This window comes from Streptomyces sp. NPDC028308, from assembly GCF_055565855.1.
The window spans coordinates 66,905-90,401 of record NZ_JBVHTO010000015.1; the positions used below are offsets into that span (position 1 = coordinate 66,905).

General features: G+C 72.1%; 29 protein-coding genes and 1 tRNA gene. 19 read left to right on the top strand and 11 right to left on the bottom strand.

What is annotated here, in order from left to right; translation table 11 throughout:
* Nucleotides 1-139: 139 nt before the first annotated feature.
* On the top strand, nt 140-775 hold the full coding sequence (locus ACZ4VA_RS32350) for a TetR/AcrR family transcriptional regulator (RefSeq protein WP_468083532.1): 636 nt from the start codon (nt 140-142) through the stop codon (nt 773-775).
* Between the two features lie 55 nt (nt 776-830).
* Here ACZ4VA_RS32350 and ACZ4VA_RS32355 read toward each other — a convergent pair whose 3' ends face one another.
* The 4 genes from ACZ4VA_RS32355 to ACZ4VA_RS32370 form a co-directional block, all read right to left on the bottom strand.
* Nucleotides 831-1,151: a hypothetical protein gene (locus ACZ4VA_RS32355; protein ID WP_468083534.1), complete on the bottom strand. Its 321-nt coding sequence runs from the start codon at nt 1,149-1,151 to the stop codon at nt 831-833.
* Between the two features lie 235 nt (nt 1,152-1,386).
* Entirely contained in the window at nt 1,387-2,043 is a 657-nt protein-coding gene (locus tag ACZ4VA_RS32360) for a hypothetical protein (RefSeq protein ID WP_468083535.1), read from the bottom strand.
* A complete protein-coding gene (locus ACZ4VA_RS32365; protein ID WP_356238139.1) occupies nt 2,040-3,527 on the bottom strand; it encodes a hypothetical protein in 1,488 nt (495 codons plus the stop codon). Before ACZ4VA_RS32365 ends, ACZ4VA_RS32360 begins: the two co-directional genes overlap by 4 nt.
* Before the next feature lie 33 nt (nt 3,528-3,560).
* Nucleotides 3,561-4,025, bottom strand: coding sequence for a hypothetical protein (locus ACZ4VA_RS32370; RefSeq protein WP_356238138.1), 465 nt, complete (start codon nt 4,023-4,025; stop codon nt 3,561-3,563).
* A 185-nt stretch (nt 4,026-4,210) separates the two neighbouring features.
* On the opposite strand from ACZ4VA_RS32370, the gene ACZ4VA_RS32375 reads away from it, so the two are divergent.
* Nucleotides 4,211-5,086 (top strand): DUF72 domain-containing protein, encoded by an 876-nt coding sequence (locus ACZ4VA_RS32375; protein ID WP_389390199.1) that lies wholly within the window; start codon nt 4,211-4,213, stop codon nt 5,084-5,086.
* A 60-nt stretch (nt 5,087-5,146) separates the two neighbouring features.
* Here the strand turns inward: ACZ4VA_RS32375 and ACZ4VA_RS32380 are convergent, their stop codons facing one another.
* From ACZ4VA_RS32380 to ACZ4VA_RS32400, 5 genes are all read right to left on the bottom strand, one after another.
* Complete coding sequence (locus ACZ4VA_RS32380) at nt 5,147-7,132, bottom strand: copper resistance CopC/CopD family protein (protein WP_468083537.1); 1,986 nt, start codon at nt 7,130-7,132, stop codon at nt 5,147-5,149.
* Nucleotides 7,133-7,455: 323 nt separating this feature from the next.
* Nucleotides 7,456-8,277 (bottom strand): SDR family NAD(P)-dependent oxidoreductase, encoded by an 822-nt coding sequence (locus tag ACZ4VA_RS32385; RefSeq protein WP_468083539.1) that lies wholly within the window; start codon nt 8,275-8,277, stop codon nt 7,456-7,458.
* The gene (locus tag ACZ4VA_RS32390) at nt 8,274-8,753 is read right to left on the bottom strand and encodes a cupin domain-containing protein (protein ID WP_356163586.1); all 480 of its coding nucleotides are present in this window, start codon (nt 8,751-8,753) and stop codon (nt 8,274-8,276) included. Before ACZ4VA_RS32390 ends, ACZ4VA_RS32385 begins: the two co-directional genes overlap by 4 nt.
* A 9-nt stretch (nt 8,754-8,762) precedes the next feature.
* Nucleotides 8,763-9,389: a GNAT family N-acetyltransferase gene (locus tag ACZ4VA_RS32395; RefSeq protein WP_356163587.1), complete on the bottom strand. Its 627-nt coding sequence runs from the start codon at nt 9,387-9,389 to the stop codon at nt 8,763-8,765.
* Nucleotides 9,379-11,481: a penicillin acylase family protein gene (locus ACZ4VA_RS32400; RefSeq protein ID WP_468083541.1), complete on the bottom strand. Its 2,103-nt coding sequence runs from the start codon at nt 11,479-11,481 to the stop codon at nt 9,379-9,381. The genes ACZ4VA_RS32395 and ACZ4VA_RS32400 overlap by 11 nt, the downstream gene beginning before the upstream one ends.
* Nucleotides 11,482-11,565: 84 nt before the next feature.
* Here ACZ4VA_RS32400 and ACZ4VA_RS32405 point away from each other — a divergent pair, with 84 nt between their 5' ends.
* The 7 genes from ACZ4VA_RS32405 (at nt 11,566) to ACZ4VA_RS32435 (ending at nt 15,991) form a co-directional block, all read left to right on the top strand.
* Complete coding sequence (locus ACZ4VA_RS32405) at nt 11,566-12,306, top strand: siderophore-interacting protein (protein ID WP_355782741.1); 741 nt, start codon at nt 11,566-11,568, stop codon at nt 12,304-12,306.
* An 88-nt stretch (nt 12,307-12,394) separates the two neighbouring features.
* The gene (locus ACZ4VA_RS32410) at nt 12,395-12,997 is read left to right on the top strand and encodes an HhH-GPD-type base excision DNA repair protein (protein WP_468083544.1); all 603 of its coding nucleotides are present in this window, start codon (nt 12,395-12,397) and stop codon (nt 12,995-12,997) included.
* A 95-nt stretch (nt 12,998-13,092) separates the two neighbouring features.
* On the top strand, nt 13,093-13,794 hold the full coding sequence (locus ACZ4VA_RS32415; RefSeq protein ID WP_468083545.1) for an HdeD family acid-resistance protein: 702 nt from the start codon (nt 13,093-13,095) through the stop codon (nt 13,792-13,794).
* A gap of 343 nt (nt 13,795-14,137) precedes the next feature.
* Nucleotides 14,138-14,404, top strand: a complete 267-nt coding sequence (locus ACZ4VA_RS32420) for a hypothetical protein (RefSeq protein WP_356238131.1) — start codon at nt 14,138-14,140, stop codon at nt 14,402-14,404.
* A gap of 70 nt (nt 14,405-14,474) precedes the next feature.
* The gene (locus tag ACZ4VA_RS32425; RefSeq protein ID WP_355794820.1) at nt 14,475-14,618 is read left to right on the top strand and encodes a hypothetical protein; all 144 of its coding nucleotides are present in this window, start codon (nt 14,475-14,477) and stop codon (nt 14,616-14,618) included.
* Between the two features lie 330 nt (nt 14,619-14,948).
* Nucleotides 14,949-15,245: a type II toxin-antitoxin system VapB family antitoxin gene (locus ACZ4VA_RS32430; RefSeq protein ID WP_003999914.1), complete on the top strand. Its 297-nt coding sequence runs from the start codon at nt 14,949-14,951 to the stop codon at nt 15,243-15,245.
* Between the two features lie 98 nt (nt 15,246-15,343).
* Nucleotides 15,344-15,991 (top strand): LytR C-terminal domain-containing protein, encoded by a 648-nt coding sequence (locus tag ACZ4VA_RS32435; RefSeq protein ID WP_468083547.1) that lies wholly within the window; start codon nt 15,344-15,346, stop codon nt 15,989-15,991.
* 67 nt (nt 15,992-16,058) lie between these two features.
* Here ACZ4VA_RS32435 and upp read toward each other — a convergent pair whose 3' ends face one another.
* Nucleotides 16,059-16,694 (bottom strand): uracil phosphoribosyltransferase, encoded by a 636-nt coding sequence (gene upp, locus ACZ4VA_RS32440; protein ID WP_355794129.1) that lies wholly within the window; start codon nt 16,692-16,694, stop codon nt 16,059-16,061.
* Nucleotides 16,695-16,868: 174 nt separating this feature from the next.
* Here upp and ACZ4VA_RS32445 point away from each other — a divergent pair, with 174 nt between their 5' ends.
* The 9 genes from ACZ4VA_RS32445 (at nt 16,869) to ACZ4VA_RS32485 (ending at nt 22,405) form a co-directional block, all read left to right on the top strand.
* Nucleotides 16,869-17,051: a hypothetical protein gene (locus ACZ4VA_RS32445; RefSeq protein ID WP_355794128.1), complete on the top strand. Its 183-nt coding sequence runs from the start codon at nt 16,869-16,871 to the stop codon at nt 17,049-17,051.
* Nucleotides 17,052-17,323: 272 nt separating this feature from the next.
* Nucleotides 17,324-17,866, top strand: a complete 543-nt coding sequence (locus ACZ4VA_RS32450; protein ID WP_355794131.1) for a tRNA adenosine deaminase-associated protein — start codon at nt 17,324-17,326, stop codon at nt 17,864-17,866.
* Nucleotides 17,867-17,935: 69 nt separating this feature from the next.
* Nucleotides 17,936-18,367, top strand: coding sequence for a tRNA adenosine(34) deaminase TadA (gene tadA / locus ACZ4VA_RS32455; RefSeq protein ID WP_355794130.1), 432 nt, complete (start codon nt 17,936-17,938; stop codon nt 18,365-18,367).
* Between the two features lie 61 nt (nt 18,368-18,428).
* Nucleotides 18,429-18,513, top strand: a tRNA-Ser gene (locus tag ACZ4VA_RS32460).
* Between the two features lie 187 nt (nt 18,514-18,700).
* Complete coding sequence (locus ACZ4VA_RS32465; RefSeq protein ID WP_468083548.1) at nt 18,701-18,880, top strand: hypothetical protein; 180 nt, start codon at nt 18,701-18,703, stop codon at nt 18,878-18,880.
* 58 nt (nt 18,881-18,938) lie between these two features.
* Nucleotides 18,939-19,232, top strand: coding sequence for a Dabb family protein (locus ACZ4VA_RS32470; protein WP_355796263.1), 294 nt, complete (start codon nt 18,939-18,941; stop codon nt 19,230-19,232).
* A gap of 194 nt (nt 19,233-19,426) precedes the next feature.
* Nucleotides 19,427-20,446 (top strand): RNA polymerase sigma factor SigF, encoded by a 1,020-nt coding sequence (locus ACZ4VA_RS32475; protein WP_468083685.1) that lies wholly within the window; start codon nt 19,427-19,429, stop codon nt 20,444-20,446.
* A gap of 244 nt (nt 20,447-20,690) precedes the next feature.
* Nucleotides 20,691-21,608, top strand: coding sequence for an RNA polymerase sigma factor SigF (locus tag ACZ4VA_RS32480; RefSeq protein ID WP_355788848.1), 918 nt, complete (start codon nt 20,691-20,693; stop codon nt 21,606-21,608).
* Nucleotides 21,609-21,646: 38 nt separating this feature from the next.
* A complete protein-coding gene (locus ACZ4VA_RS32485) occupies nt 21,647-22,405 on the top strand; it encodes a hypothetical protein (protein ID WP_468083551.1) in 759 nt (252 codons plus the stop codon).
* A gap of 25 nt (nt 22,406-22,430) precedes the next feature.
* On the opposite strand, the gene ACZ4VA_RS32490 is transcribed toward ACZ4VA_RS32485, so the two are convergent.
* On the bottom strand, nt 22,431-22,625 hold the full coding sequence (locus ACZ4VA_RS32490) for a hypothetical protein (RefSeq protein ID WP_355788853.1): 195 nt from the start codon (nt 22,623-22,625) through the stop codon (nt 22,431-22,433).
* A 334-nt stretch (nt 22,626-22,959) separates the two neighbouring features.
* Here ACZ4VA_RS32490 and ACZ4VA_RS32495 point away from each other — a divergent pair, with 334 nt between their 5' ends.
* Nucleotides 22,960-23,460, top strand: coding sequence for a MarR family winged helix-turn-helix transcriptional regulator (locus ACZ4VA_RS32495; protein ID WP_355788856.1), 501 nt, complete (start codon nt 22,960-22,962; stop codon nt 23,458-23,460).
* Nucleotides 23,461-23,497 lie beyond the last annotated feature (37 nt).

Consider the following 23,497-nt stretch of genomic DNA (forward strand, 5'->3'; position numbering starts at 1 on the left):
CGACCTTCTTCGTGCGGCCCGGCCTCCCAGGATAAGCTGACTTCTGACACTTGTCAGATTACGCCCGTTCTGACAGGCGTCAAGCAGAGGTGACCCAGTACACGCGGCGCCTCCGCGCCAGACCGACGGAAGGTGTCAGATGGAACCGCGACGGAAGAACGCCGCCGTGCAGCTCGACGAGAGCGAGATCCTGCGCCGAGGGCTCGACACGTTCGCCGAGCTCGGCTACGACGCGACCACCGTGCGGGAGCTGGCCCGCCGGCTCGGGGTCAGCCACAACTTCATCAATGACCGTTACGGGTCGAAGGCGAGCTTCTGGCGCGCGGTGGTCGACTTCGCGCTCACCGGCGTCCAGGCCGAGCGTGACGCCCTGCTGGCGCGGCACCGCGACGACGCCGAGCGGCTGAGGGAGGCGGTCGGTCAGCTCTATCGCATGACGGCGAACGCGTCGCAGCTCAACCGGCTGATCGCCGACGAGTCCACTCGCGACTCCGACCGCCTGGACTATCTGCACCAGCGGTTCGTGCAGCCGTTCTGGGACAGCCTCACGCCGACGATCACGGCTCTCGTCGACACGGGGCGCATCCCGCGCGTAGCCCCGCGCATCCTCTACTTCGCGATCATCGGCCCGGCCCTGGCCCTCACCCAGGACCCCATCGCCGACCGCCTCGACCCCGCCACCACGCCGACCGCGCACCACGACCGGAACGGCATGGCCGACGCGTTGGCGGCCCTGGCCCTGCACGGTCTGTTGCCGCCGGAGGAACGGACGTGAGCCGAGGTTCGGGGGCTACAGCGTCAGCAAACTCCCTCGATTCCAGCAAGGTTTGTCAGCTCTGGTCGGCTAGGTCGCTCGACCAGTACGGGGACTTCACGTTCGGCGCGGGCAGCTTCTGCTTCGAGTAGTCGGGGCCGTTCGGCTTGCTGGTGGGCTGCGCAACCTTGGATTCCTTCACGCACGGGGTGGTGACGCTCAGGTGTGCCTGGCCATCGGGCCCGATCAGGACTTCGAGCTGGAAGCCGTCCTGCGTCCTGTAGTGGTCCACGAGCCCGTTCGGACTCGTAGCGACGAGCTTGTAGCCCTTGCTCTTCCAGTGACGTTCCAGAACGCCGAGGAAGATCTCACGCTTCTCGTCCGAGATGAGCGTCATGACAGAACGGTCCCGGTCCACGTAACAGTCACCCGGCATGTAGTACCTGTGCGTCCATTGGACGGGGGGCTGATCGCAGCGAACGCGTCGTCAAGAATCCCGTCCGCCCTGGCGGCCGCCTCTTGCAGGTTCATCGTGGAGTGGCTCCCCTCGCTCGGGGAGGCAGCGCCTGTGGCGCCGCACCCGGAAAGGCCACCATGACCTGTGAGTACCCGTACTCAGGCGGTAGCCCTCGTCACGGTGACGGTGTCGGTGGGAGGGGGCTGATGCCCGGGTCGAAGTGGGTGCGGAGGTAGATGCGGGCGCGGGTCGGGGTGTAGTCGTGGGCGTACAGGCGGACGCAGCGTTCATCGGACGTGTCGTACGTGTCAGGCGGGGACTGCGCCGACTCGGCGGTGGCGCCGGGGCAGACGTAGCCGTAGCGGACGCCCTTCTTCAGGGTTTCCGGTTCCGGTAGACCGAAGTGGGCGAAGTCGTGGGCGCTGGTCGTCTGTGCGGACGTCGGCTCCAGCCACTTGCCGTCCGGCGGGTGCTTCTCCAGGTACCTCTTCGCCTCCGCCCTCGTCAGCGTGAAGGTGAGGAGGCCCGTGTCGAAGCGTGAGGTCACCTCGTACGCCGCTCGCGGGGAGCCGGCCGTGGCCGGGACGTCCAGGCCCATCCGCTCGGCCATCCACTCCGGTGTGATCCCCTCGGCCCACCTCGCATCCGCCGCCTCCCGGGCCGCGCGCCCGCCGTCCTTGCCGTCATCCGCACCGGTGACGAGCACTCCCGCCGCGATCACGGCGCCGGCGAGGACTGGTACGGCGGCGATCAGCCACCACCGTCGGCGACGGCCGTCCTCTGGGCCAGGGGTCTTCTCGTCGGGTGCGCTGCGCGCGTAGGGGTCGGTCATCGCACGCTCGCCCTCCCCGGTGACCTGCCCGTCGTACGATCCTGTTGTTGCTCCCGGCCGGGGTTCACACGTCCATCCCTGCTGTCGTCGGGACCCGGCATCGGGTCACCGTTGGGCTGTGAGGAGCCCAGATCGTAATGCTCGACACTGCTGCTGCCCGCCATGTCGAACTCCTGGGCAAGGCCGGTGCGGTGGAGCTTGGCCATCTCTCCGTCCGGGATGTCCAATGGGCCCACGTTGACGCCTTTGCCCTCGTCCCAGTTGTAGCGGTCCCACACGTTCGCCTGGTAGTCGATGCCGATCCTCGGGTTACCGTTCGCGTCCGGAACGGCTGTAACCACGCCGGTCACGTTCGTGTTGGCACCGCCCACCGCGTAGAACCAGTTGGCGTCGTCCTCCTGACGGAAATAGAAACCCTCGCGTTGCTTCGCCTCGACCGGGAAGGCGACCGGCTTACCGCCGTTCTTCTTGAACTCGTCCAGAGCCTGCTTACGCCACTCGTCCTGGTTCAACCTGACCGTGTCATCGACGTACGACTTGAAGGCGGGTACGTCCGCCATCATCTTGTCCACAGGCAGGTTCATGGAACTTCCGCTGTTTCCCAGATAGTGCGCCATGTGACGGGATGCATCCGTCATGCCCTTCCAGTCGGCGCCTTCTGTCAGCAGTTCCATCTTCTGCTTGGTGACCCATTGGTCGAAGCCCGGCGACTCGGAACCGTGCTGACCCGCGCCACCGTCCGCCGCGATCTGCGGCATGGTGGGGCTCAGAATGCCGGCCGCCATCAGGTCGTCCTTCTGCGTCAACCACAGCTGCGCCCTGGCCTCAGGGCTCAGAGACTCCCATAGCCGCCGGAGCTCGCCCCGCTGCTTCGAGTCCGCGTCCTTGCCCAGCGCCGCCAGTTCCTTCGCACGCGGTAGCTGCTCCTCGTCGAGGGACGTGTAGGTAGCATGCCCGGCATTGTGCGGGTCGTTTCCATGGCTCTTCCGCAGCGCGCGTACGGCCGCCGCGTCCACCTCGGCAGCGTGCTGAACGATGCTTGTAAGCGTATCCGCGTACCACTGGATGCGGTCCTTCGTTCGTTGATCGGGGCCTTCCGGAGTACACATCGACTCCGCGACGCGGACCGTGCCTCCCTGACCGTCGAACACGATGAGTCCGGCATCCGGCGGTGTGTGAGCCGGGTCGCCCCGGCGCGCCTGATCAGTAAGCCTCTGCGCTTGCTTCTGATATCGGGTCAGTTCTTCATGCGCGTCCGACAAAACGCGAGCGATGCTCTCGGCCTCGGCTTGGAGGTCCTCGAACTCCTTTGCCGTCTTGTGCACGAAGCTTCTGGTCACACCGGCGTTGATGCCTTTCCAGCGGGCTCCGTCGGACTTCGTGATCAGTCCGTCCCGCACGTCGCTCGCCAGCTTGGCCAGTTCGCCGGCCATAGTTGACCAGTCGGACGCAGCCGTGCCCAGTTTGGTCAGATCCACGGCCATGAGATCCGAATACGAAAGTGATCCCACGGCTTCCTACTTGAAGTAGTCGTTCAGGGATGAGACGGGCAGTGGCCCGGTGCGGCCGCGGACTTCGGCCGCGATCCCCACGTCTTCCTGCGCGTGCAGCTTCTTGGTGTAGTCCAGGTGATTCGATATGTGGGCGCAGGCCTGCAGGACGTTCTTCACCTGAGAGGTCCAGACCTCGACGGTCGATTCCAGTTCTGATCCAAGTCCCAGATGGTGGCTCTTGAGAGAGGAAGCCGCCTGCATGGTTGACCCAGACCCGTTCTTGTCCGCACCCGCGCCCGCGATGTCGGCCTTCTTCTTCAACTCGCCATGGAGGATGAACGCCTCGTGGCCTACTGCCCCCAGGTCGTCCTGGTGAACTACGAGATCTGCGTCACCCGCGTCCACCGGCGCAGTCTGGTTCAGCTGGACGCGAGTGCTCCCGCCCGCCGATGCCGCAGCCTTGGCCTTCTCCCACTCTTCCCACACCACGCGTCCCCATCCCCGTCGTCCTACCTGCGGGTCTGCATCGGCAGTGCCGTCACTTGCGCAAACGTAGCAAGCCTTGAACCAGTCAACAGGAGTTGAGATCGCTCCCTTTTGGTTCCTCGGGTCGGCGACTTCCCCTCCGGGGCGGGTTCGTGGCGTCGGGCCGGTGGCGGGGTAGCCGGTCGTCCATGGGTGAGATTCTGGTGGGTGCGTGTTCGTGGACGGATCGGGCCCTCGTGGGGAGCGGCTGGTATCCCCCGGGGTGGCGGGACGCGGAGGGGCGGCTGCGGCACTACGCCGGGCAATTTTCCGTCGTAGAGGTCGACTCCGCCTACTACGCGCTGCCCAGTGAGCGGAACAGTCTCCTATGGAGCCAACGGACCCCGGACGGCTTCGTGTTCGACGTGAAGGCGTTCTCGCTGCTCACCGGGCACCCGACGCGGGACGCCGCGCTGCCCGCCGATCTGCGGGGCCGCACCGGGCGCGGCGTGTCGGACGCCGGGCTGCTCGACGAGGTGTGGGCGCGGTTCGCCTCGGCGCTCGAACCGCTGCGGCGCACCGACCGGTTGGGGACCGTGCTGTTCCAGTTCCCGCCGTGGTTCGCGCCCGGCGCCCGGTCCGAGACGTTCCTGCGGGAGTGCGCCGCCCGTACGGCGGGGTGGCCGCTCGCCGTGGAGTTCCGGCATCCCGGGTGGTGGCAGGAGGGGCTGTACGACCGTACGGCCGGGCTGCTCGCGGAGCTGGGGACGAGTGCCGTCGCCGTGGACATGGTGCAGACGCTGCGCACGTCCGTCCCGCCCGTCACGCCGGTCCCCTCCCCCGAACTGGCCGTCGTCCGCTTCCACGGGCGGAACGAGGCCTGGGGTACCGGCAGCAAGGAGGACCGCTTCCGGCACACGTACACCGACGGTGAACTCGCCGAGTGGGTCCCCCGGGTGGCCCGTATGGCCGGGCACGCCAAGCGGGTCCACGTGCTGTTCAACAACTGCTGCGCCGACGCGGCCGTCCGGGCCGCCGAGGCCATGCGGCGACTGCTCGCCGACGAGGGACTGACCGTGCGGTGAGGTGTCAAGACGGCTGCCCTGTAGGCGCGTTGGCCTCTTTCCTCGGTACGTCTGCGACCTCTAGCCGATCCGTATCGTCTTCGAGACCGTGACCTGGTCGATGTCGGTCGTACGGATCATCACCTTCATCGTCCAGGTGCCGGGCAGCGGGAGGTTGACGCTGTCGGTGCCCCAATAGCCGCCCCGGTCGGTGAGCCCGGCGTCGAGCGGGCCGATCTTCTGATCGCCCAGCGTGAAGCTCAGGCGCAGTTCGGGGACGGTGGCGATGCCTCCGTCGGGGCCGAACACGACGGCCTGGACCGTGTTCTCGCCCACCCGGCCCGGGCCCAGGTCGATCTGCACCTTGCCGTGGCCGCCCGGCGTACCGACGTCGAAGGGGACCAGGGTGGTGGTGTCGGCGGGCTGTCCGGCCGTCTCCGGGCCGGACGCCGCCGCCTCCTGCGCGGCCCGGCCCGGCTGGGTGCCGGTCAGCACCGTGGTGATCACCAGGACGACGATTCCCAGGGTGACCTCCGCGAGCACCGAGCGACGCAGGGCGCGGCGATGCGGTCCCGGGTCCGGAGCCGCCAACTCTTCTGCGGCGCCGGGCTGTTCCGGGGTGGTGGAGTCGTCCCCGGCGGTGGGCTCGTGCGGTTTCTGCTCGGCCCCGGTCACCCCCGACTCCGCTTCGGCCTCGGCGGTCGCAGTCTGGGCCTGAGGGGCTTTCGCGCCCGCGGTCGAGGTCTCCGCGTCCGTCCGGGCCAGTGCGCCGACCCGTTCCGGGATGCGCGCCGGGGTCGTCACCGTCCCCTCCGTCGTCGTCGCCGGCCGCGCCGGGTCGGGAGCCCTGTCCCGGGCAGACCGGTCGAGGGGCGCGGCGGGGGCCTCCCCAGCCGTACCGGTTCCCGCCGTCACCAGGCGTCCCGTCCAGCGGCGGGAGTACGCCGCCGCCGCCAGCACCAGCAGTACCGTCACCAGCTTGGCCGTCAGGATCCTGCCGTACGACGTGGTGGTGAGGGCGTCGAGGGAGCCGAGGCCGCGCCAGGACTGGTAGGCGCCGGTGGCCACCAGGACGCAGACCGCCGTGAAGGCCAGCCGGGAGTAGCGGTGCACGGCGGAGGCGGGCAGCGCCTGCGGGGACCGGTGCAGGGCGGTCAGCAGGGCCGCGAGGCCGCCCAGCCACACCGACATGGCCAGCAGGTGCAGCACGGCAAAGACCATGGCGACGGGGACCTGGATGCCCGCGGAGGCGTGTTCGGCGGCGGCCCAGGTCGACGCCAGGCCGACGGCGAGCAGTGCCGCCCCGGCCTGCGTGCCCCTCGTCGCGGGCGACGCGTCGCGGCCGGGGACGATCCGCAGCGGGAGCAGCGCGACGGCGGCCAGCAGCACCAGCCGGGCCAGCAGCGCCGTCCCGGGCCGGGAGGTCAGCGTGGCGGACAGGACGGACGGGTCGAACGCGGTCGCCGGGCCGCTCCCCCGCTCGTACGGGCCGCGGAGCAGCAGTAGGGCGACCGTGGACAGGGACAGCGTCCACCAGCCGGTCAGGAGCAGGCCCCGCAGAGGTCCGAAGCCGGTGGCCGCGGCGAACGCCGCCGTCCCGACGAGCAGGGCGACGGCCGCGTACGCGACGTAGCGGGCGGCGTCGTACAGCGTGCGGGCGAGGGTGTCGGCGGCGCCGTCGGACGGCAGGACGGCGCTGGTCGCGGAGGGTTCGCCGACGGAGAAGGTGAAGGCGCCGGAGACGGGGTGGCTGTCCGCCGAGACGACCCGCCAGGCCACCGTGAAGGTGCCGGTGCCCAGATCGCGCGGGAGGGTGACCCGGGCCGTGTCCGAGCGGCCGCCGGCGTGTCCGGGCTCGCCGGTGTGGACCCGCCGGTTGTCGGGGTCGAGGACGCGGAAGGAGTCGTCCAGGAGTCCGACGGGCTCGGTGAACGTCAGGGTGACGTGGCGGGGTGCGGACGCGAGGACGGTTCCGTCCCGGGGGTCGGTGCCGCTGAGGGCGGCGTGCGCGGACGCGGGACCCGCGCCGCCGAGGAGGAGCAGGACCAGCACGGGGCCCAGCAGCACCAGGCCGCGAAGGACCCGTCCCGCGCGGGGTTCACCGCCCCTGCCGCGCCGGGCAGGGGTTCCGCCGTTCCCGGCCCGCCCTCCGTCCCGTCCGCCATCGCGTCCTTCCGCTCGCCGAGCGTCTCGCCACAGGCCCACGTCACGTCTCCGTATCGGGCGTCCGGCGTCGACAGCCGGGCGTCCGGGTCGTTCATGTCGTCGTGTGTCCGGGTGTCCGGGTGCGCACGTGTCCCCGGGGACACCCGCGTCGCTCCTCCATACGTACGCGGGCGGCCCGGCGCTCAGCGTGCGCGCGTTCCGTGCGGGCGGGCGGGACGGGGCGTTCACCACGTGGGGCGGGCCGACACCCCTCCGTCGACCACGAGGTCGTGGCCCGTGATCCAGGACGCGAGCGGCGAGGCGAGGAACACGCAGGCGTCCCCGACGTCCTGCGGGCGCCCCAGCCGCCCGGTGGGGGCCGCCTGCCGCCAGCGCCGTACCCCGTCGGGCCAGTCCTCGGCCAGTCCCTCGCGGTCGATCAGGCCGGGCGAGACGGAGTTGACGCGGATGCCCTGCGGTCCGTACTCCAGGGCCGCGGAGCGGGCGTGCATGACGACGGCCGCCTTGGACGCGCAGTAGTGGGCGTGGTGGGGCGCCGGGTGGGCGGCCTCGACGGAGGCGATGTGGGTGATCGTGCCGCCGTCGCTCGCGCTCATCAGTTCCGCCGCCGCCTGGGTGCACGCGAAGACGCTCGACAGGTTGAAGTCGACGACCTCCCGCCACTCGGCGGCGGACATGCCGGGCAGCGCCTGAGTGGGCTGCACGCCCGCGTTGTTGACCAGGGCGGTCAGCCCGCCCGGCGCCGGACCGGCGTACCCCGGCAGGCTTCTGCCCCACTCCGCCGCCTCGCGGACCAGCCGGCGGCAGGCGTCCTCGTCCGTGAGATCGGCCCGCAGCGCGATGGCCGGGGCGCCCAGCTCCCGCAGCCGGGCGAGCACGTCGTCCGCCGGGCTCGTGCGGTGGTGCACGGCGACCGCCGCCCCGGCCCGGGCGAAGCTCAGCGCGACGCCCCGGCCGATGCCGCCCGCGGCACCGGTCACGAGGGCCACCTGACCCGCGAGCAGGGCGCCCGGGGGAGCCGCGACCGGCCCCGGGGCGGCGCTCACGGGCGGCACAGCGCGGTGATCCGCGCCGCCTCGGCGGGGTAGCGGGCGGTCAGTTCGGCCGCGTCCCCGTGCTCGTAGCCCTCGTAGGTGAAGCCGGGGGCCATGGTGCAGCCGAGGAAGGACCAGGCGCCGCCGCGGGCGACCCGCGCGCCCATCCAGGTGCCGGCGGGCACGGTGTACTGCGGTTGCTGACCGCCCAGCACATCGGGTCCGAGGACGGCCGAGCGCACGCCGCCGTCCGGCGCGAGCAGCAGCATGTCGAGCGGATCGCCCGTGTAGAAGTGCCAGATCTCGTCGGAGGGCAGCCGGTGCAGGGCCGAGAAGTCGTCCGGCGCGGAGGTGAACAGGGCGACGATCGCGGTCCCCTCGGGGCGGCCGTCGGGCCGCTCGGGGCCCGCCCAGGTCTGCCGGAAACGGCCCCCCTCGCGGGGGATCGGCTCCAGACCGTAGTGCCGCACGAGGTCTTCTGGCGTCATGCGGCCAGGCTACTGAGCGGGCACCCCGGCGAGGGCCGCCTCCTTGGTGAGGAAGGCGAGTCGGGCGCGCTTCTCCGGCAGGTGGACGTCCGGGAGGTCGATCTCGGGCAGGACGACGAGGGGCCCGGCTTCGAAGCCCTGGCGGACGAACCGCTCGACGGCCTTCTCGTTGCGCTCGTCCGGGTCGACCACGATCCGGGTGCGGCCGAGCCCGGTGAACACGTACGCGGTGAACGCGGCGAGCAGTCCGGTGGAGAAGCCGGGGCGGGCGCCGCCAGGTCCGCTGGGGGCGATCAGGACGTGGACGCCGAGGTCACCGGGCCGGACCTCGTAGCACTCGCCGACCCGGTCGGCGTCCGGCTCGTACGTCTGCAGCAGCGCGGCGGGTTCGCCGTCCTTGACCGCGAGGAAGGCGTGGTGGGTGTCGAGCGAGTCCAGGTGGAGGTAGGTCTCCAGGACCTGCTCCCTGGTGAACCCGTTCATGCCCCAGAACGCGGCCCGCTCCTCCGTGACCCAGGCGTGCACGACGTCCAGGTCGGCGTGCGGGTCGAGCGGGAGGACGCGGACGGTGCCGAAGCCGTCGGTCCGCTGCTCGTGGACGGCCTCGCGGCCGGCCGCGTACGGCTCAGTGCTCATCGTTCTCCTTCGTCAGGCGGTTCCAGTCGGTGACGACCGGGGCGAGTTCTCCCGCGAGCCACAGGGGGAGCTGGTCGCGGTGGTGCGGGGTGCCGGGGACGCCGCTCGCGCCGAGCGGGACCACCCAGAGGCTGTCCTCGCGGCGGGCGAGGTCCCAGACGTAGCGGGCGGCGGGGCCGCGTGCGGCGCGGTGGGTGAGGCCGGGCACGGAGGAGGTGCACAGGACGCAGTCGTGGTCGCCGGAGAGGCCGGGCCCCTCGTGCGGGTCGGGCAGCGCGCGCCACGGGACCAGGCGGTGGACGTCGCCCCAGGTGGTGTCCGGGGTGACCGCCTCGGCGCCGGCGGGGGCCGTGTCGGCGGCCGCCTCCTCCAGGGCCTCGCGGACGACCTCGGCGCGGTCGATGCCGTACAACTCCCGTGCGGTGAGCAGGTTCTGCAGGGCGTAGCCGACGCGGACGGTGAGGTCGAGCCAGGGCCGGAAGACCTCCGGGCAGGCGGGCGGGTCGGTCAGGCAGGCGAGGGCGGGGTGGGCCGCGAGCCGCCGGACGACGGCTCCGCGCACCGCCGCGTAGGCCGCCGCGTCGGTGCTGCCGGCGTCCATGTGCCGGTCCCAGGCCAGGAGCCGGGCGCGTACGGCGGCGGCCCGCGCGCTCAGTGCGGCCTCGTCGAGGGCGGCGAGGCGCTCCAGCAGGGGGGCCGCCGAGGCGAGGTGGGTGTCGGTGTGGACGGCCGCCATGTCCGGGGCCGACCAGGTCCGCCGGGCGGTGAGCAGGGCGCGGATGCGCCGGGCCCGGTGCGGGGCGGCGAACTCGGTGCCGAGCGGGGTGGCGGGGCCGTGCTGGTTGGCCATGACGGCGATGCCGTCGTCGACGGTGCCGTGCGGCATCTCGTGCCAGCCCCGCCATTCGTGGCCGGGCTCCCAGGCGGGCACGACCCGGGTGCGGTTGTCGGTGCCGCGCACCGGTACCTTCCCGGCGACGCGGTGCAGCAGGCCGCCCTCGGTGTCGGCGGCCTGGACGACGTTCACGGGTTCGGCCCACCGGTCGAGGGCCCGGTCCACGTCGGCGACCCGGCGGGCCCGCAGCAGGGGCAGGAGCGCGCCGAAGCCGAGGTCGCCGGTCACCCGGGGCGGGTACCGCAGGCTCATGGCGTCCTCGGTGCCGTCCTCGCCGGGGTCCGGGCCGACGACGACGGGACCCCGCGCGGTCTCGACGACCTCGACCTGGACCGGTTCGCCGCCCGCCACCTCCACGGTCTCCACGTGACGGGAGGCGGGGTGCCACCGTCCGTCCGGGCCGAGCGCCTCGACGCCGGAGGGGGTGCGCCGCAGCCGTTCGCGGTAGAGGTCCTGGTAGTCGGCCATGGCGTTGGTGATGGCCCAGGCGACCGCGCCGGTGTGCCCGAAGTGGGCGATGCCCGGCATGCCCGGGACGGCGATGCCGACGACGTCGAACTCGGGGCAGGCGAGGCGGATCTGCTGGTAGACGCCGGGGTCCTCGATGAAGCGGTGGGGGTCGCCCGCGATGACGGGCCGGCCGGTGGTGGTGCGCTCGCCGGCGACGAGCCAGCCGTTGCTGCCGACGGTGCCGGGGCCGTCGGCGGCGAACAGGGCGACCGCGTCCGCGCCGAGCCGCCGTACGACCTCCTCGCGCCACAGCTTGGCGGGGAAGCCGACGAAGAGGATGTGGGTGCTCAGCCAGACCCCCATCGGGGTCCACGGCTCCCACCGGCCGGGAGCGAGTGCGGTGCGCGCGAACTCCGGGGCGCGGCGGGCGCCTTCGGCCAGTCCGGCGTTGACGCCGTCGACGTACGCCCGCAGCCAGTCGGCCGTCTCCGGGTCCCGTTCCTCCAGGGCCGTGAAGCAGCGCCGGGCGGTGTCGTCGACGCGGGCCCGGCGGACGAAGAGGTCCCAGGGGAGGGAGTCGGCGCCGAGGAACGCGGCCGAGGTGCCCTGGGCGCGGTGCCGCTCGACCTCCAGCTGCCAGGCCCGGTCGAGGGCGGTGACCCGGCCCTGGGCGTGGGCGAGTTCCCGCACGCCGTCCGCACGCAGATGGGGAATGCCCCAGGCGTCACGGTAGATCTCGCTGCTCACGGACCAACCCCCGTCATTTCAGGTTAGGCTAACCTAACTTTGATTGCGGCGGAATCGTACGCGACGTGGGACGAGGGAGACTCCATGGGGCAGGGGCACGGCTGGGAAGGTGCGGTGCTCAGGCTGCTGGGCGCCAAGAACTTCGCGTTCACCGTCACGGGGGCCGAGGACGTCACCCCGCACTACCGGCGGGTGCGGCTCACCGACGGCGGCATGCTGGCGGCGACCGGCGTCCACCCGACGATGTGGGTGCGGCTGTGGTTCGACAACGCGGGCAGGCCCCATCAGCGGGCGTACACGCTGGTCGACCCCGATCCGGCCGCCGGGACCTTCAGCCTGGAGTTCGCCCTGCACGAGGGCCGCGCGAGCGACTGGGCGCGGACGGCGAAGCCCGGCGACACGATCGAGGCGACCGTGCAGGGGACCGGGTTCACCGCGCCCCGCCCGGCCCCCTCCCACGTCTTCGCGGTGGCCGACCCCGCGTCGCTGCCCGCCCTCAACTCCCTGCTGGACGCGATGGACGGGACCCCGGCGACGATCTGGTTCGAGACCGACGGCTCGTCCCCGGCCGGGCTCGGCGGCCTCCCCGCGCGGACCGTGCCCTCCCTGCACGAGGTGCGCGCGGTACCCCGCCTCGACGGCGGCGCCGGCCTGGTCGCCCGCGTGAAGGACGACCTCCCCGGCCTCCTGGCGGAGCAGCCGGAACCGTACGTGTGGATCGCCTGCGACACGGCCACGACCCGCTCCCTCGCGGCATACGTCCGCAAGGAACTGTCCCTGCCCAAGCAGCGGGTGAACGCCCTGGGGTACTGGCGCGCCGCCTGAACCCTCGGCCCGCCCTCCCGCTCCGGTGACGGCCCGCTCCCCGGGACCCGGGGAGGCGCCACGCGCGCGTGCGGGCGATCATCGAGGCATGGACGCCACTCTTCACCTCGCCCAGCAGCCGGAAGCGGACGAGTTGCTGGGGCGCAGTGCGCTCGCCGCCCTCGTCGGGATGCTGCTCGACCAGCAGGTCCCGATGGAGTGGGCGTTCGCCGGCCCCTACACGATCGCCCGGCGGCTGGAGAAGGACGACCTGGACGCGCACGAGATCGCCGCGCAGGACCCGGAGGCATTCGCCGCGCTCCTCTCGCAGAAGCCCGCCGTGCACCGCTACCCGGGGTCGATGGCCAGGCGGATCCAGCAGCTGTGCCAGTACCTCGTGGAGCACTACGACGGTGACGCGAGCGCGGTGTGGGAGGGCGTCGGCACGGGCGGGGAACTCCTGCGCCGGCTGAAGGAGCTGCCGGGCTTCGGCACCCAGAAGGCCCAGATCTTCCTGGCGCTGCTGGGCAAGCAGCTCGGCGTACGCCCCGAGGGCTGGCGCGAGGCCGCCGGCGCGTACGGGGAGCCGGACGCCTTCCGCTCGGTCGCCGACATCACCGGCCCCGAGTCGCTGACCAAGGTGCGGGCGCACAAGCAGGAGATGAAGGCGGCGGCGAAGGCGGCCAAGGCGGCCCGCGCCACCGAGGGGTAGGGCGCCGGCCGCCGCCCGGTGCCTGGCACGTCCGGCGTCAGCCGCGTGGACCCTCCCGGAGTGCGCGGTGTCCGGGCGCGGCCGGAGCATGAGGCATGACCGAGGCACCCAACGGCTCCCCGCGGGGCCCCGAGTACGACGACCGCCGGGTCCACGCCGCCCGGGACCCCCGAGTCGGGCACCCCGGCCACCCGGAGGGCGCCCTCGGGCGCCAGGGCGGCGGACCCGAGGGCGTCGAGGGCCCCCTGCACTTCCTCTCCCGCGCCGCCTGGCAGGCCGTCATGGCCGCCGGGGCCGCCGCACTGGTCCTCGGGATCCTGGTCCTGGCCTGGCCCGAGGCGACTCTGTTCGCGGCCGGCGTCCTCTTCGGGATCTACCTGGTGTGCAGCGGGGTGCTGCAACTCGTCGCCGCCTTCGGGACGCACGCGGCGACCTCGCTGCGCGTCATGGCGTTCATCAGCGGCGTGCTGTCCCTGCTGCTGGGCCTGTTCTGCTTCCGGGGCGCGATGCAGTCGATCCTGCTGCTGGCCCTGTGGATCGGCATCGGCTGGCTGTTCCGCGGGATCACCCAGACCCTGGCCGCCGTGTCGGACCCGAGCGTGCCGGCGCGCAGCTGGCAGATCTTCCTCGGCGTCGTCAGTTTCCTCGCCGGGATCGTGCTGATCGTCTCGCCGTTCGAGTCGGTGGCCGTGCTGGCCGTGGTCGGCGGCTGCTGGCTCCTCGTGGTCGGCGTGACGGAGATCGTCACGGCGTTCCGGATCCGCGGGCGCGCGCATCTGGTCCCCCGCACCCTCTGACGGGCACCGCGCGGCCGGACCGCGCCGCACGGACCCGTACGCCAAGAGGGCGGTTCCGGCCGCCGAACCGATGAGGACACCGTCGCCGAGGGGGACATCACCTTCCATGAGCACCGCCCCACGTCCACCGCATCCGCCGCCGCGGTGCGCACGGGCGCGGGGCGGGACTCCCACGGGGGCTTCCGCCGGAACTCCCACGGGCGCCCCGCCGTGCACTCGGGTGGGCACGGCGGGCACCCGGACCCTCCCGCCGCCGCCGCCGTCCGCCGCTCCCCCTTCACACGCGGCGCGGGCCACCCGCCGGCACGCGTGGCTGCGGGTCCTCGTCCTATTGGTCGTCGCGGTGCTCGCGACCGGCCCGCACCCCGAGGCCCTCGCCGCGCCGCCCCTCGCCGTCGCCGCCGAGACGGGCGGCCTCGAACCCGACGCGCTCGACACGGCCCTGCGCCCGCCCGCCCGGCACGGCCACCGCCTCCTGGCCCCCCTGACGCCCACGCCCCGCCCCGACACCGGGCGCCCGGAGCACGCGGCGCTCCTCCCGTCCGCCCCCTCGCCACCGCCGTACGCCCTCGCGCTGCACGTCCTGCGCTGTGTGGTCCTGCGCTGCTGAGAGGCCCGGTCCCCGGACCGTTCCGCATCCCGCAGCAACGCACAAACGGACCAAGGACAAGGACACAGCCATGCCCCACGATCCCTACGCGATCCTGCACGCCCTCCTGCGGGCGGAGGCCGTACGCAACGCGCCCAAGCCGAAGACCGAGTCCCGCCCCGGACCGGACGGGCGGCGCGAGCGGACGCCCCTCAAGGAGCACGGACGGCGGTGAGCGCAGGGCGGCCGTCCCACCCGGGGCGGCCGCCCGCCGGAGACCCCTGGGGAAGTCGCCCTTGAGGCGCACCGGGGACGGCGGTGAGCCTCACACCTTCGGGCCGGTCGTCACCGCCACCGCTCACCCTCCCGGGTGTCACCTTCCGCCCGGTCCCGCGGCGCCGTCCGCCGGGCCTCCGCCGCCGGTCCTGGCCGGTCCGGGCGCCGCCGGAGCCTTCCGGGGAACCCCGGACACCTACCGGTCTGCCCCGCTTTCCGCCGTCTTTTCCGGCACCGCACTCCGTCCCCATGGCTGCGCCCGGAAGGTCTTGACCGGTAGGCTTTCCGTGTGATCTTCAAGCGCATCGGAAACGGCCGGCCGTACCCCGACCACGGCCGGGAAAGCACCCGGCAGTGGGCGGACGTCGCGCCGCGCCCGGTCCGCCTCGATCAGCTCGTGACGACCAAGGGCCAGCTGGACCTGGAGACCCTCCTCGCCGAGGACTCCACCTTCTACGGCGACCTCTTCGCGCACGTCGTGAAGTGGCAGGGCGACCTGTATCTGGAGGACGGACTGCACCGCGCGGTCCGCGCAGCGCTCCAGCAGCGCCAGGTGCTGCACGCCCGCGTCCTCGAGCTGGACTGAGCGCCGCGGGCCCGCCGGTTGACCCTTTCGGGTTGGACTGAGCCGCCGTCAATGATCATTTAGTAGTTATCGTCGCCAAGTCGCACTACGCTGCGCCCATGAGCATGCTGACTCCCCCGGGCATGGGCCGCCAGTACCGCATCACGGGGGACAAGTACCCGCGGATGCGCCGACCCCGGGGGCGCCGCAGGCTGGCGTTCCTCGCCATCGCCTCCGTCGCCGCGCTGGGGTTGATCGGCTGGGGAACACTGCAGCTCATCGACGTCTTCACCGGCGGCGACAAGGCCTCGGCGGCCGGCGCCAAAGCCAGTTGCGCGAAGAAGGCGAGTCCCTCGCCGACGGCGTCCGCGGCGGCGGGCGCCCTCCCCGAACCGGGCCAGATCACCGTCAACGTCTTCAACGCCACGCCCCGCAGCGGGCTCGCGAAGAAGACCGCCGACGAGCTGAAGAAGCGCGGCTTCCGCATCGGTGACGTGGGCAACGCGACCAAGGCGTACGACAAGAAGGTCGAGGGCACCGGGCTGCTGCTCGGCGCGAAGGCCGCGGACGCCGCCGCCCTGCCGGTGCTGAACACCCAGCTCCCCGGCGCCGAGGTGCAGACCGACGGGCGCCAGAAGGCCACCGAGGTCGACCTCGTCATCGGCACCGGCTTCAAGGCGCTGACGGACAAGGAGGACGCCACCAAGGCGCTGGCCGTGCTGGCCAGGCCCGAGCCGACGCCCTCCGCCACGAAGAAGTCCTGCTGACACCTCCGCCAGCAGCGCGACGAACAGCGGCGGGGCCCGGTGACGGGCCCCGCCGTCCGCGCGTGGACTACTCCGCGGCGCCGTACATCCGGTCCCCGGCGTCCCCGAGGCCCGGGACGATGTAGCCGTGCTCGTTGAGCCGCTCGTCGACCGAGGCGGTCACGACGGTGACCGGCGTGCCGGCCAGGTCGCGCTCCATGACCTCGACACCCTCGGGGGCGGCGAGCAGGACCACGGCCGTCACGTCGTCGGCGCCCCGCTTGATGAGCTCCTGGATCGCCGCGACGAGCGTGCCGCCGGTGGCGAGCATCGGGTCGAGGACGTAGACCTGCCGCCCGGAGAGGTCCTCGGGCATCCGGGTCGCGTACGTGGACGCCTGGAGCGTCTCCTCGTCGCGCACCATGCCCATGAAGCCGACCTCGGCGGTCGGCAGCAGCCGCACCATGCCGTCGAGCATGCCGAGGCCCGCGCGCAGGATCGGCACGACCAGCGGGCGCGGGTAGGAGAGCTTGACGCCCGTGGTGGAGGAGACCGGGGTCACGATGTCGACCTGCTCGGTGCGCACGTCCCGCGTGGCCTCGTAGGCGAGCAGGGTGACCAGCTCGTCGGCGAGCCGCCGGAAGGTCGCGGAGTCGGTGCGGCGGTCGCGCAGGGTGGTGAGCTTATGGGCGACCAGAGGGTGGTCGACGACGTGGAGACGCATGTCCACAACAGTAACCGGGCCCGGCCCGCCCACCACCGCCCCGCCCGGCTCCCCGCCCGGGCGCGACGGCGCCCGATCGTCCGCGCCGCGCCCGGACCGCGCCTCGCCCTCCGGCTGGCATCAAACCGGCCGTCGGAGGGAAAGTGGGAGGGACGGACCTGGGGTGGTGTGCCTATGCCGGAGCGGGACGACGACTTCCTGGAGCAGCGGGAGACGGAGGCCGAGCGCCGCAGACGCCGCGCCCAGTTCCTGCGGGAACTGACCGAGGCACGCGAGCTGCGCGACCGGGTCCAGCCGCGCCGCGCCAAGGCGGCCCGGCTGCGCCACGCCATGCGTATGCGCACCTTCCGCTGGTAGTCCCGCCCGTCGCGGACGTGGTCGGGCCCCTGTCCAGGAATGGTCGCGGGCCCGCTCCCACGGGCGGTTGGGCCCCTGGGCGGGACCCCCGGCCGCGTACGATCCCGCTGGTAGCGATCAAAAGAGGCAGACACAGCAGGGCGAAGACGTCCCCTGGACGCTCTCTTTCTGCCACGATTCCGAGTGGGTGGGGCTCGAAGCAGCGGTTCCGCCCACAGCCTCCGCCGGGGGGACCCCCAACCGGCACGCCTATGACCAGTGGGAGAGTCACGGTGTACTTCGCCGCACTGCTCGCGCGCACCGAAGACGGGTGGGAAGCGAGCGACACAGAGCTCGACGATGTGGAGACCCTGTCGGATTTCACCGACCTGGCCCGCGAGGCCTCGGTCGACGACGACACGGTCCTCCTCCTCATCGAGCAGGAGGACGGATGGTTCGGGGTCGTCCGCGTGGACGGCGAGGAGGACCCTCGTATCTACGTCTCGGACGCCGCCGCAGCATCCCGCAGTTCGTACGGCGAGATCCTGCTCACCGACGAACTTCTCGGAAGGGAGCCCGGTGACGACGACGTCCCCGATCTGGACTCCCTCGACCTCGACGGCACGGAAGACGGTGAGCGAGAGGACCCCGACGACGAAGAAGAAGAGGCCGGCACGTCCGGCGAGGCCGTGCCGCACAGCCCGGTGGGTGACCGCGAGGTCCTCTCCGACCTGGGCGTCAGCGAGAAGGAGCTGCTCCTCCTCCACGAGGGCGACGCGCTCAACACGATCGCCGAGGCGCTGGGGGCCGCGGAGGTCCTGGAGACCGTCCGTTAGGTTCCCCCGGTGAGCAGCACTGAGGAGACGTCCCCGCCCGATCCCGTACGTGATCCCTGGCGGGCCGCGATGCGGCTCGCCCTGGAACAGGCCCGGCTGGCCACGGGGGGCGGGGACGTCCCCGTCGGCGCCGTCGTGCTGTCGCCGGACGGTACGACGGTGCTCGCGGCGGGGCACAACGAGCGTGAGGCCACCGGCGATCCGACGGCGCACGCCGAGGTCCTCGCCCTTCGCCGGGCCGCGGAACGCACCGGTGAGTGGCGGCTGAACGGCTGCACGCTCGTCGTCACCCTGGAGCCCTGCACGATGTGCGCGGGCGCGCTCGTGCAGTCGCGGGTGGACCGGGTCGTCTACGGCGCGCGCGACGAGAAGGCGGGCGCGGCGGGCTCCGTGTGGGACGTCGTACGCGACCGGCGGCTCAACCACCGGCCCGAGGTGATCGAGGGTGTCCTGGCCGGTGAGAGCGCGCGTCTGCTGACGGAGTTCTTCCGGCGGAGGTGACCGCGGAGGATCTCCGAAACGGATTTCTGACCACGGGCCACCTTGGGGTAGGGTCTCCCTCGGTAGCGTGTCCGAGCGGCCGAAGGAGCTCGCCTCGAAAGCGAGTGTGGCGCAAGTCACCGAGGGTTCAAATCCCTCCGCTACCGCTTCTGAAGGGCCCCGTCGAAAGACGGGGCCCTTCGTGCTGTGTGCCCGCTTCCGGAGGCGAGGTGAGGGGCCGGTGGATACGTGATCATGTGCGGGTGTCCGAACACCTGGCCGGGTTACACTCACCGCCGTCAACAGGGGGCCCACCGGGGCGCAGCAGGCACAGCAGGCACAGGGGAGGCCGCGGTGGCGGTGAATGGGAAGAAGGTCGCCGTCTACGCGGTCGTGGTCTTCGCGCTCTACGTGATCATCACCGACCCCGAGAAGGCCGCCGACTACGTCCAGATAGGGTTCCAGGGCATCTCGAACGCCGCTCAGGCGGTCGGCGACTTCATGACGTGGATCGCCGACGGAGCCCAGGACTAGGTCCGGCCGGACCTGCCCCGGCGCCGGGCGGCCGCCCGCAACACCCCTGGGAGCGCCCGTGATCCGCCATCTGGTCCTCTTCAAGCTCAACGAGGGCGTCCAGCGCGACGACCCCCGCGTCGTCGAGGGCGTGGCCGCCTTCCGCGCGCTCGGCGGGCAGATCCCGGAACTGGAGTTCTGGGAGTGCGACTGGAACATCACCGACCGGCCCATCGCGTACGACTTCGCGATCAACTCGGCGGTGGCGGACACGGATGCGCTGAAGCGCTACCTGGAGCACCCCGCGCACCAGGCGGGCGTCGCGCTGTGGCGCGAGTTCGCCACCTGGGTGATCGCCGACTATCCCTTCTGAGCCGCGCCACCCGTTCCAGGAGCCTCCCGCCGCAACCGGCGGGGGGCCCTTTTGCGTCGTATGCCCGGAGTAGTTACCAACACGGTGTTATGGGGTGCTTGCACACAGTGCACATGTCTTGTGATGCTATGACCGCTTTTGACGGATGAGTTGACGGAGACGTCGACGGATCGTTGACGAATGAAGAGGTGGCGTTGACCGTGTCGGCCAGTACTGCGCCACCCCAGGAGGAAGCCCCCGACCAGGCTCAGGTCCAGGACCGCCCCCGGTCCCAGGCCCCGACCTCCGCCCCGGCCCAGTCGTCCGCCCCGACCCAGCCGCCCGCGCCCGCCCTGCCGTCCGCCCCCTCCCTGCCCGCCAGGCCCGCGCAGTCCCCCGCACCCGGGCAGCCGGCAGCCCCGGCCCGGCCGGCAGCCGCCGAGGAGCAGCCCGCCCCCGCGCCGGAGAAGCGCCGGGGCGCCGACACCCGGGCGCTGACCCAGGTGCTGTTCGGGCAGCTGAAGCAGCTGGAGCCCGGCAGCCCCGAGCACGGGCGGGTGCGCGGCGCGCTCATCGAGGCCAACCTGCCGCTCGTCCGGTACGCCGCCGCCCGCTTCCGCAGCCGCAACGAACCGATGGAGGACGTCGTCCAGGTCGGCACCATCGGCCTGATCAACGCCATCGACCGCTTCGACCCCGACCGGGGGGTGCAGTTCCCGACCTTCGCCATGCCGACCGTCGTCGGGGAGATCAAGCGGTACTTCCGGGACAACGTGCGCACGGTCCACGTGCCGCGCCGGCTGCACGAGCTGTGGGTACAGGTGAACAGCGCCACCGAGGACCTGACGACGGCCTTCGGGCGCTCCCCGACGACCGCCGAGATCGCCGAGCGGCTGCGGATCTCCGAGGAGGAGGTCCTGTCCTGCATCGAGGCCGGGCGCTCGTACCACGCGACCTCGCTGGAGGCCGCCCAGGAGGGCGACGGGCTGCCGGGGCTGCTCGACCGGCTCGGCTACGAGGACCCGGCGCTCGACGGGGTGGAGCACCGCGACCTCGTGCGCCACCTTCTCGTACAGCTGCCCGAACGGGAGCAGCGGATCCTGCTGCTGCGCTACTACAGCAATCTGACGCAGTCCCAGATCAGTGCCGAACTGGGTGTGTCACAGATGCATGTGTCAAGGCTTCTCGCGCGTAGTTTCGCGCGTCTGAGATCCGCAAACAGGATCGAGGCGTAACTCCCGGGAGCGAATCGCTCAGCGGGCTTTTTTCCGACGGTTCTGCACTGATAAACCGTCAGACCCCCTTTTTCCAGGGCCGATTCACCCTTCCCATGTCGACATGTCACTACAGCGTGTTGCCGACATGTGACATTCTGCCGGAAGCGCGTTTGCCGCGGCCTCGCCGCCGGTATTCAGGTGGAGGCTGCGTTCCTCCGACGGGAGCGTCCGCCGCGACCGTCCGCGACCCAAAGGGGGTGGCATGTCCGCAGATCAGGGCAGCTCGAAGGTGCTCACGCTCGCCAAGAGCGACTCGGCGCCCGACGTGCTTCATGACGTCCCGGCCCTTCCGGACCAGGAAGCCGTCCCGGCCCTCCCGGACCAGGAAGCGGCCGTCCCGGCCCTTCCTGCCTCGGGAGCCATCGACACCCGCACCCTGTCCCGCTCCCTGTTCCTGCGGCTCGCCGCGCTCGACGAGAACAGCCCCGAGCGCGCCTACGTACGCGACACCCTGATCGAGCTCAACCTCCCCCTCGTCCGGTACGCGGCGGCCCGCTTCCGCAGCCGCAACGAACCGATGGAGGACATCGTCCAGGTCGGCACCATCGGCCTGATCAAGGCGATCGACCGCTTCGACTGCGAACGCGGCGTGGAGTTCCCGACCTTCGCGATGCCGACGGTCGTGGGCGAGATCAAGCGCTTCTTCCGCGACACCTCCTGGTCGGTGCGGGTCCCGCGCCGCCTCCAGGAGCTGCGCCTGGCCCTCACCAAGGCCAGTGACGAGCTGTCGCAGAAGCTGGACCGCTCGCCGACCGTCGCCGAACTCGCCGTGGTGCTCGGCGTGTCCGAGGAGGACGTGGTCGACGGCCTCGCCGTGGGCAACGCGTACACGGCCTCCTCGCTGGACTCCCCGGCCCCCGAGGACGACGGCGGCGAGGGCTCCCTCGCGGACCGCCTCGGCTACGAGGACCCGTCCCTGGAGGGCGTCGAGTACCGCGAGTCCCTCAAGCCGCTGCTCGCCAAGCTGCCGCCCCGCGAGCGCCGCATCATCATGCTGCGCTTCTTCGCGAACATGACGCAGTCGCAGATCGGCGAGGAGGTCGGCATCTCGCAGATGCACGTCTCCCGGCTGCTCACCCGCACGCTCTCCCAGCTGCGGGAAGGTCTCATCTCCGACTGAGTCTTCATAATTGACGCACCGTCAGCCACACTGTCGCGATGCGCCGACTCCCGATACGCGACCGCCGAGGCGCCCTGCTGGGTGCCTCGGCGGCTGCCGTCTGCCTGGGTGCCGTGGCCGTCGCCTGCGGGGGAGGCGGGCTCGGCGGCGGCTACGTCGCGGTCGGTCCGGCCGGCGGGCCGCCGGGCGCGTCCGGGGCGGCGGCGCCGACCGGGGACGTGACGCTGGCGCCACTGGACGAGGAGGGCGGCGCCGCGCCGCCGGCCGTCAACAGGGGCGCGGATCAGGGGCGTTCGGACCCGGCGAGCTCATCGGCACCCGGCACGGGGCCCACGCGGTCACCGGGTGCGCAGACGCGGGGTCCCGGCGCGACGACGGAAGACGGGACGGAGCGGCCGGGTCCGGCGGGCGCGGGCGGTGACTCCGGGCGGCCGGGCGCTGGTTCGGGCGGCGGTACGGCGACCGAGGCGCCCGCGAGTCCCCCGGCCGGGCCCGCCGTACTGACCGCCGGAGAGCCGCGGCGCGCGGCGGGTGAGCACCGGTGGTGCGAGGAGGTGACCGTCTCCTTCCGCAACACCGGTGGGACGGCGGTGCGTTCGGGCACGGTGACGTTCGGGACGCATGTCGTCGGGGCGCTCGGGATCGACTGGGCGACGGTCGAGTCGACCGAGGACCTGCCGGCGCCGATCGCGGCCGGCGCCGTGGAGGAACGGACCTGGACGGTGTGCGTGGACGCCTGGCGGGTGCCGCTGGGCATGCACGTCGAGACGCGGGACGTGTCCGTACGGTGGCGGTAGCCCGCCCCTGGGGGCGGGCCGCCGGTTACGAGAGCGCCAGCCAGGCCACGGCGGCGACGACGATCACGGCGGCCACGACGCCGAGGATCAGGCCGATGCGGGGGCCCGACTGGGCCGCCTGCTGGGGACGCGCCTGGGGGCCCTCGTCGACGAAGGCCCGGAACATCTGGGTGCTACCCGCGGGGTCGTAGTTGCCCTCGGGGCCCTGGGTGTTTGCCATGGCCCTGGACCCTAGCGAATGAGCGGGGACTGCCCAAGTGCCGGGTTCCCCTTCCGGCCGTTCGGCCGGGGCCCGCGATTCCGCTTCCGTACTGCTCGCGGCCCTTTTCGCCGGTTCCCGGGAGGCCTCGCGCCAGCCGGCCCGGCGGGGGCGCGGACGGGGACCGTACCGGCCGGACGGTCGTTGACGGCGGCACTTACCCCCCTCACCTGCGGGTTTACGGTTGCCAATGCTTGCCTTTGCCAAGTTTTTAGGGCGACTGGTCCCGATTTCGTTTGCCTGTGGCAACCAACTGTCTCTATGGTTGCCCTAAGCAACGAATACGGGAGGTGCGATGGCCGAGCAGGCGCAGTACGAGGAACTGGCTCGTCAGCTCAGCGCCATCGGTGCCGTGAAGAGGGACATGGGGCGGATCCTGCCGCACGACTGCCCGGCGGGTTCCGCCGCCGTCCTGACGCTGCTCGGCCGGCACGGCGACATGCGGATGAGCAGGCTCGCCGAGCTGCTCTCCGTGGACATGTCGGTGACCAGCCGCCATGTCGCCCATGTCGCGGACCGGGGCTGGATCGAGAGGTCCCCCGACCCGGCTGACAAGCGCTCACGCATCCTGCGCCTCACCGCCGCGGGCCGGCATCAGCTCGACGAGCTCTCAGAGCGTTCGTCGCGGCTGCTGGCCGACCGGCTGAGCCACTGGTCCGACGACGAGGTCGGTCTGCTCATCGAGCTCATGGGCCGGCTGCGCGAGAGCTTCGGCGACTGCCGTGGCACCCCGCCGCACCGACCGGCGCCCCCGCACTCGTACGCGACGGAACCGACCACCCGTACACCCGCATAGAACGTAAGAAAAGGAAGCCCATGGCAACGACCACACC

Coding starts and splice junctions, on each gene's coding strand:
- ACZ4VA_RS32350 (WP_468083532.1), top strand. CDS start 140: ATGGAACCGCGACGGAAGAACGCCGCCGTGCAGCTCGACGAGAGCGAG.
- ACZ4VA_RS32355 (WP_468083534.1), bottom strand. CDS start 1,151: ATGACGCTCATCTCGGACGAGAAGCGTGAGATCTTCCTCGGCGTTCTG.
- ACZ4VA_RS32360 (WP_468083535.1), bottom strand. CDS start 2,043: ATGACCGACCCCTACGCGCGCAGCGCACCCGACGAGAAGACCCCTGGC.
- ACZ4VA_RS32365 (WP_356238139.1), bottom strand. CDS start 3,527: ATGGCCGTGGATCTGACCAAACTGGGCACGGCTGCGTCCGACTGGTCA.
- ACZ4VA_RS32375 (WP_389390199.1), top strand. CDS start 4,211: ATGGGTGAGATTCTGGTGGGTGCGTGTTCGTGGACGGATCGGGCCCTC.
- ACZ4VA_RS32390 (WP_356163586.1), bottom strand. CDS start 8,753: ATGACGCCAGAAGACCTCGTGCGGCACTACGGTCTGGAGCCGATCCCC.
- ACZ4VA_RS32395 (WP_356163587.1), bottom strand. CDS start 9,389: ATGAGCACTGAGCCGTACGCGGCCGGCCGCGAGGCCGTCCACGAGCAG.
- ACZ4VA_RS32405 (WP_355782741.1), top strand. CDS start 11,566: ATGGGGCAGGGGCACGGCTGGGAAGGTGCGGTGCTCAGGCTGCTGGGC.
- ACZ4VA_RS32410 (WP_468083544.1), top strand. CDS start 12,395: ATGGACGCCACTCTTCACCTCGCCCAGCAGCCGGAAGCGGACGAGTTG.
- ACZ4VA_RS32415 (WP_468083545.1), top strand. CDS start 13,093: ATGACCGAGGCACCCAACGGCTCCCCGCGGGGCCCCGAGTACGACGAC.
- ACZ4VA_RS32425 (WP_355794820.1), top strand. CDS start 14,475: ATGCCCCACGATCCCTACGCGATCCTGCACGCCCTCCTGCGGGCGGAG.
- ACZ4VA_RS32435 (WP_468083547.1), top strand. CDS start 15,344: ATGAGCATGCTGACTCCCCCGGGCATGGGCCGCCAGTACCGCATCACG.
- upp (WP_355794129.1), bottom strand. CDS start 16,694: ATGCGTCTCCACGTCGTCGACCACCCTCTGGTCGCCCATAAGCTCACC.
- ACZ4VA_RS32445 (WP_355794128.1), top strand. CDS start 16,869: ATGCCGGAGCGGGACGACGACTTCCTGGAGCAGCGGGAGACGGAGGCC.
- tadA (WP_355794130.1), top strand. CDS start 17,936: ATGCGGCTCGCCCTGGAACAGGCCCGGCTGGCCACGGGGGGCGGGGAC.
- ACZ4VA_RS32480 (WP_355788848.1), top strand. CDS start 20,691: ATGTCCGCAGATCAGGGCAGCTCGAAGGTGCTCACGCTCGCCAAGAGC.
- ACZ4VA_RS32485 (WP_468083551.1), top strand. CDS start 21,647: ATGCGCCGACTCCCGATACGCGACCGCCGAGGCGCCCTGCTGGGTGCC.
- ACZ4VA_RS32490 (WP_355788853.1), bottom strand. CDS start 22,625: ATGGCAAACACCCAGGGCCCCGAGGGCAACTACGACCCCGCGGGTAGC.
- ACZ4VA_RS32495 (WP_355788856.1), top strand. CDS start 22,960: ATGGCCGAGCAGGCGCAGTACGAGGAACTGGCTCGTCAGCTCAGCGCC.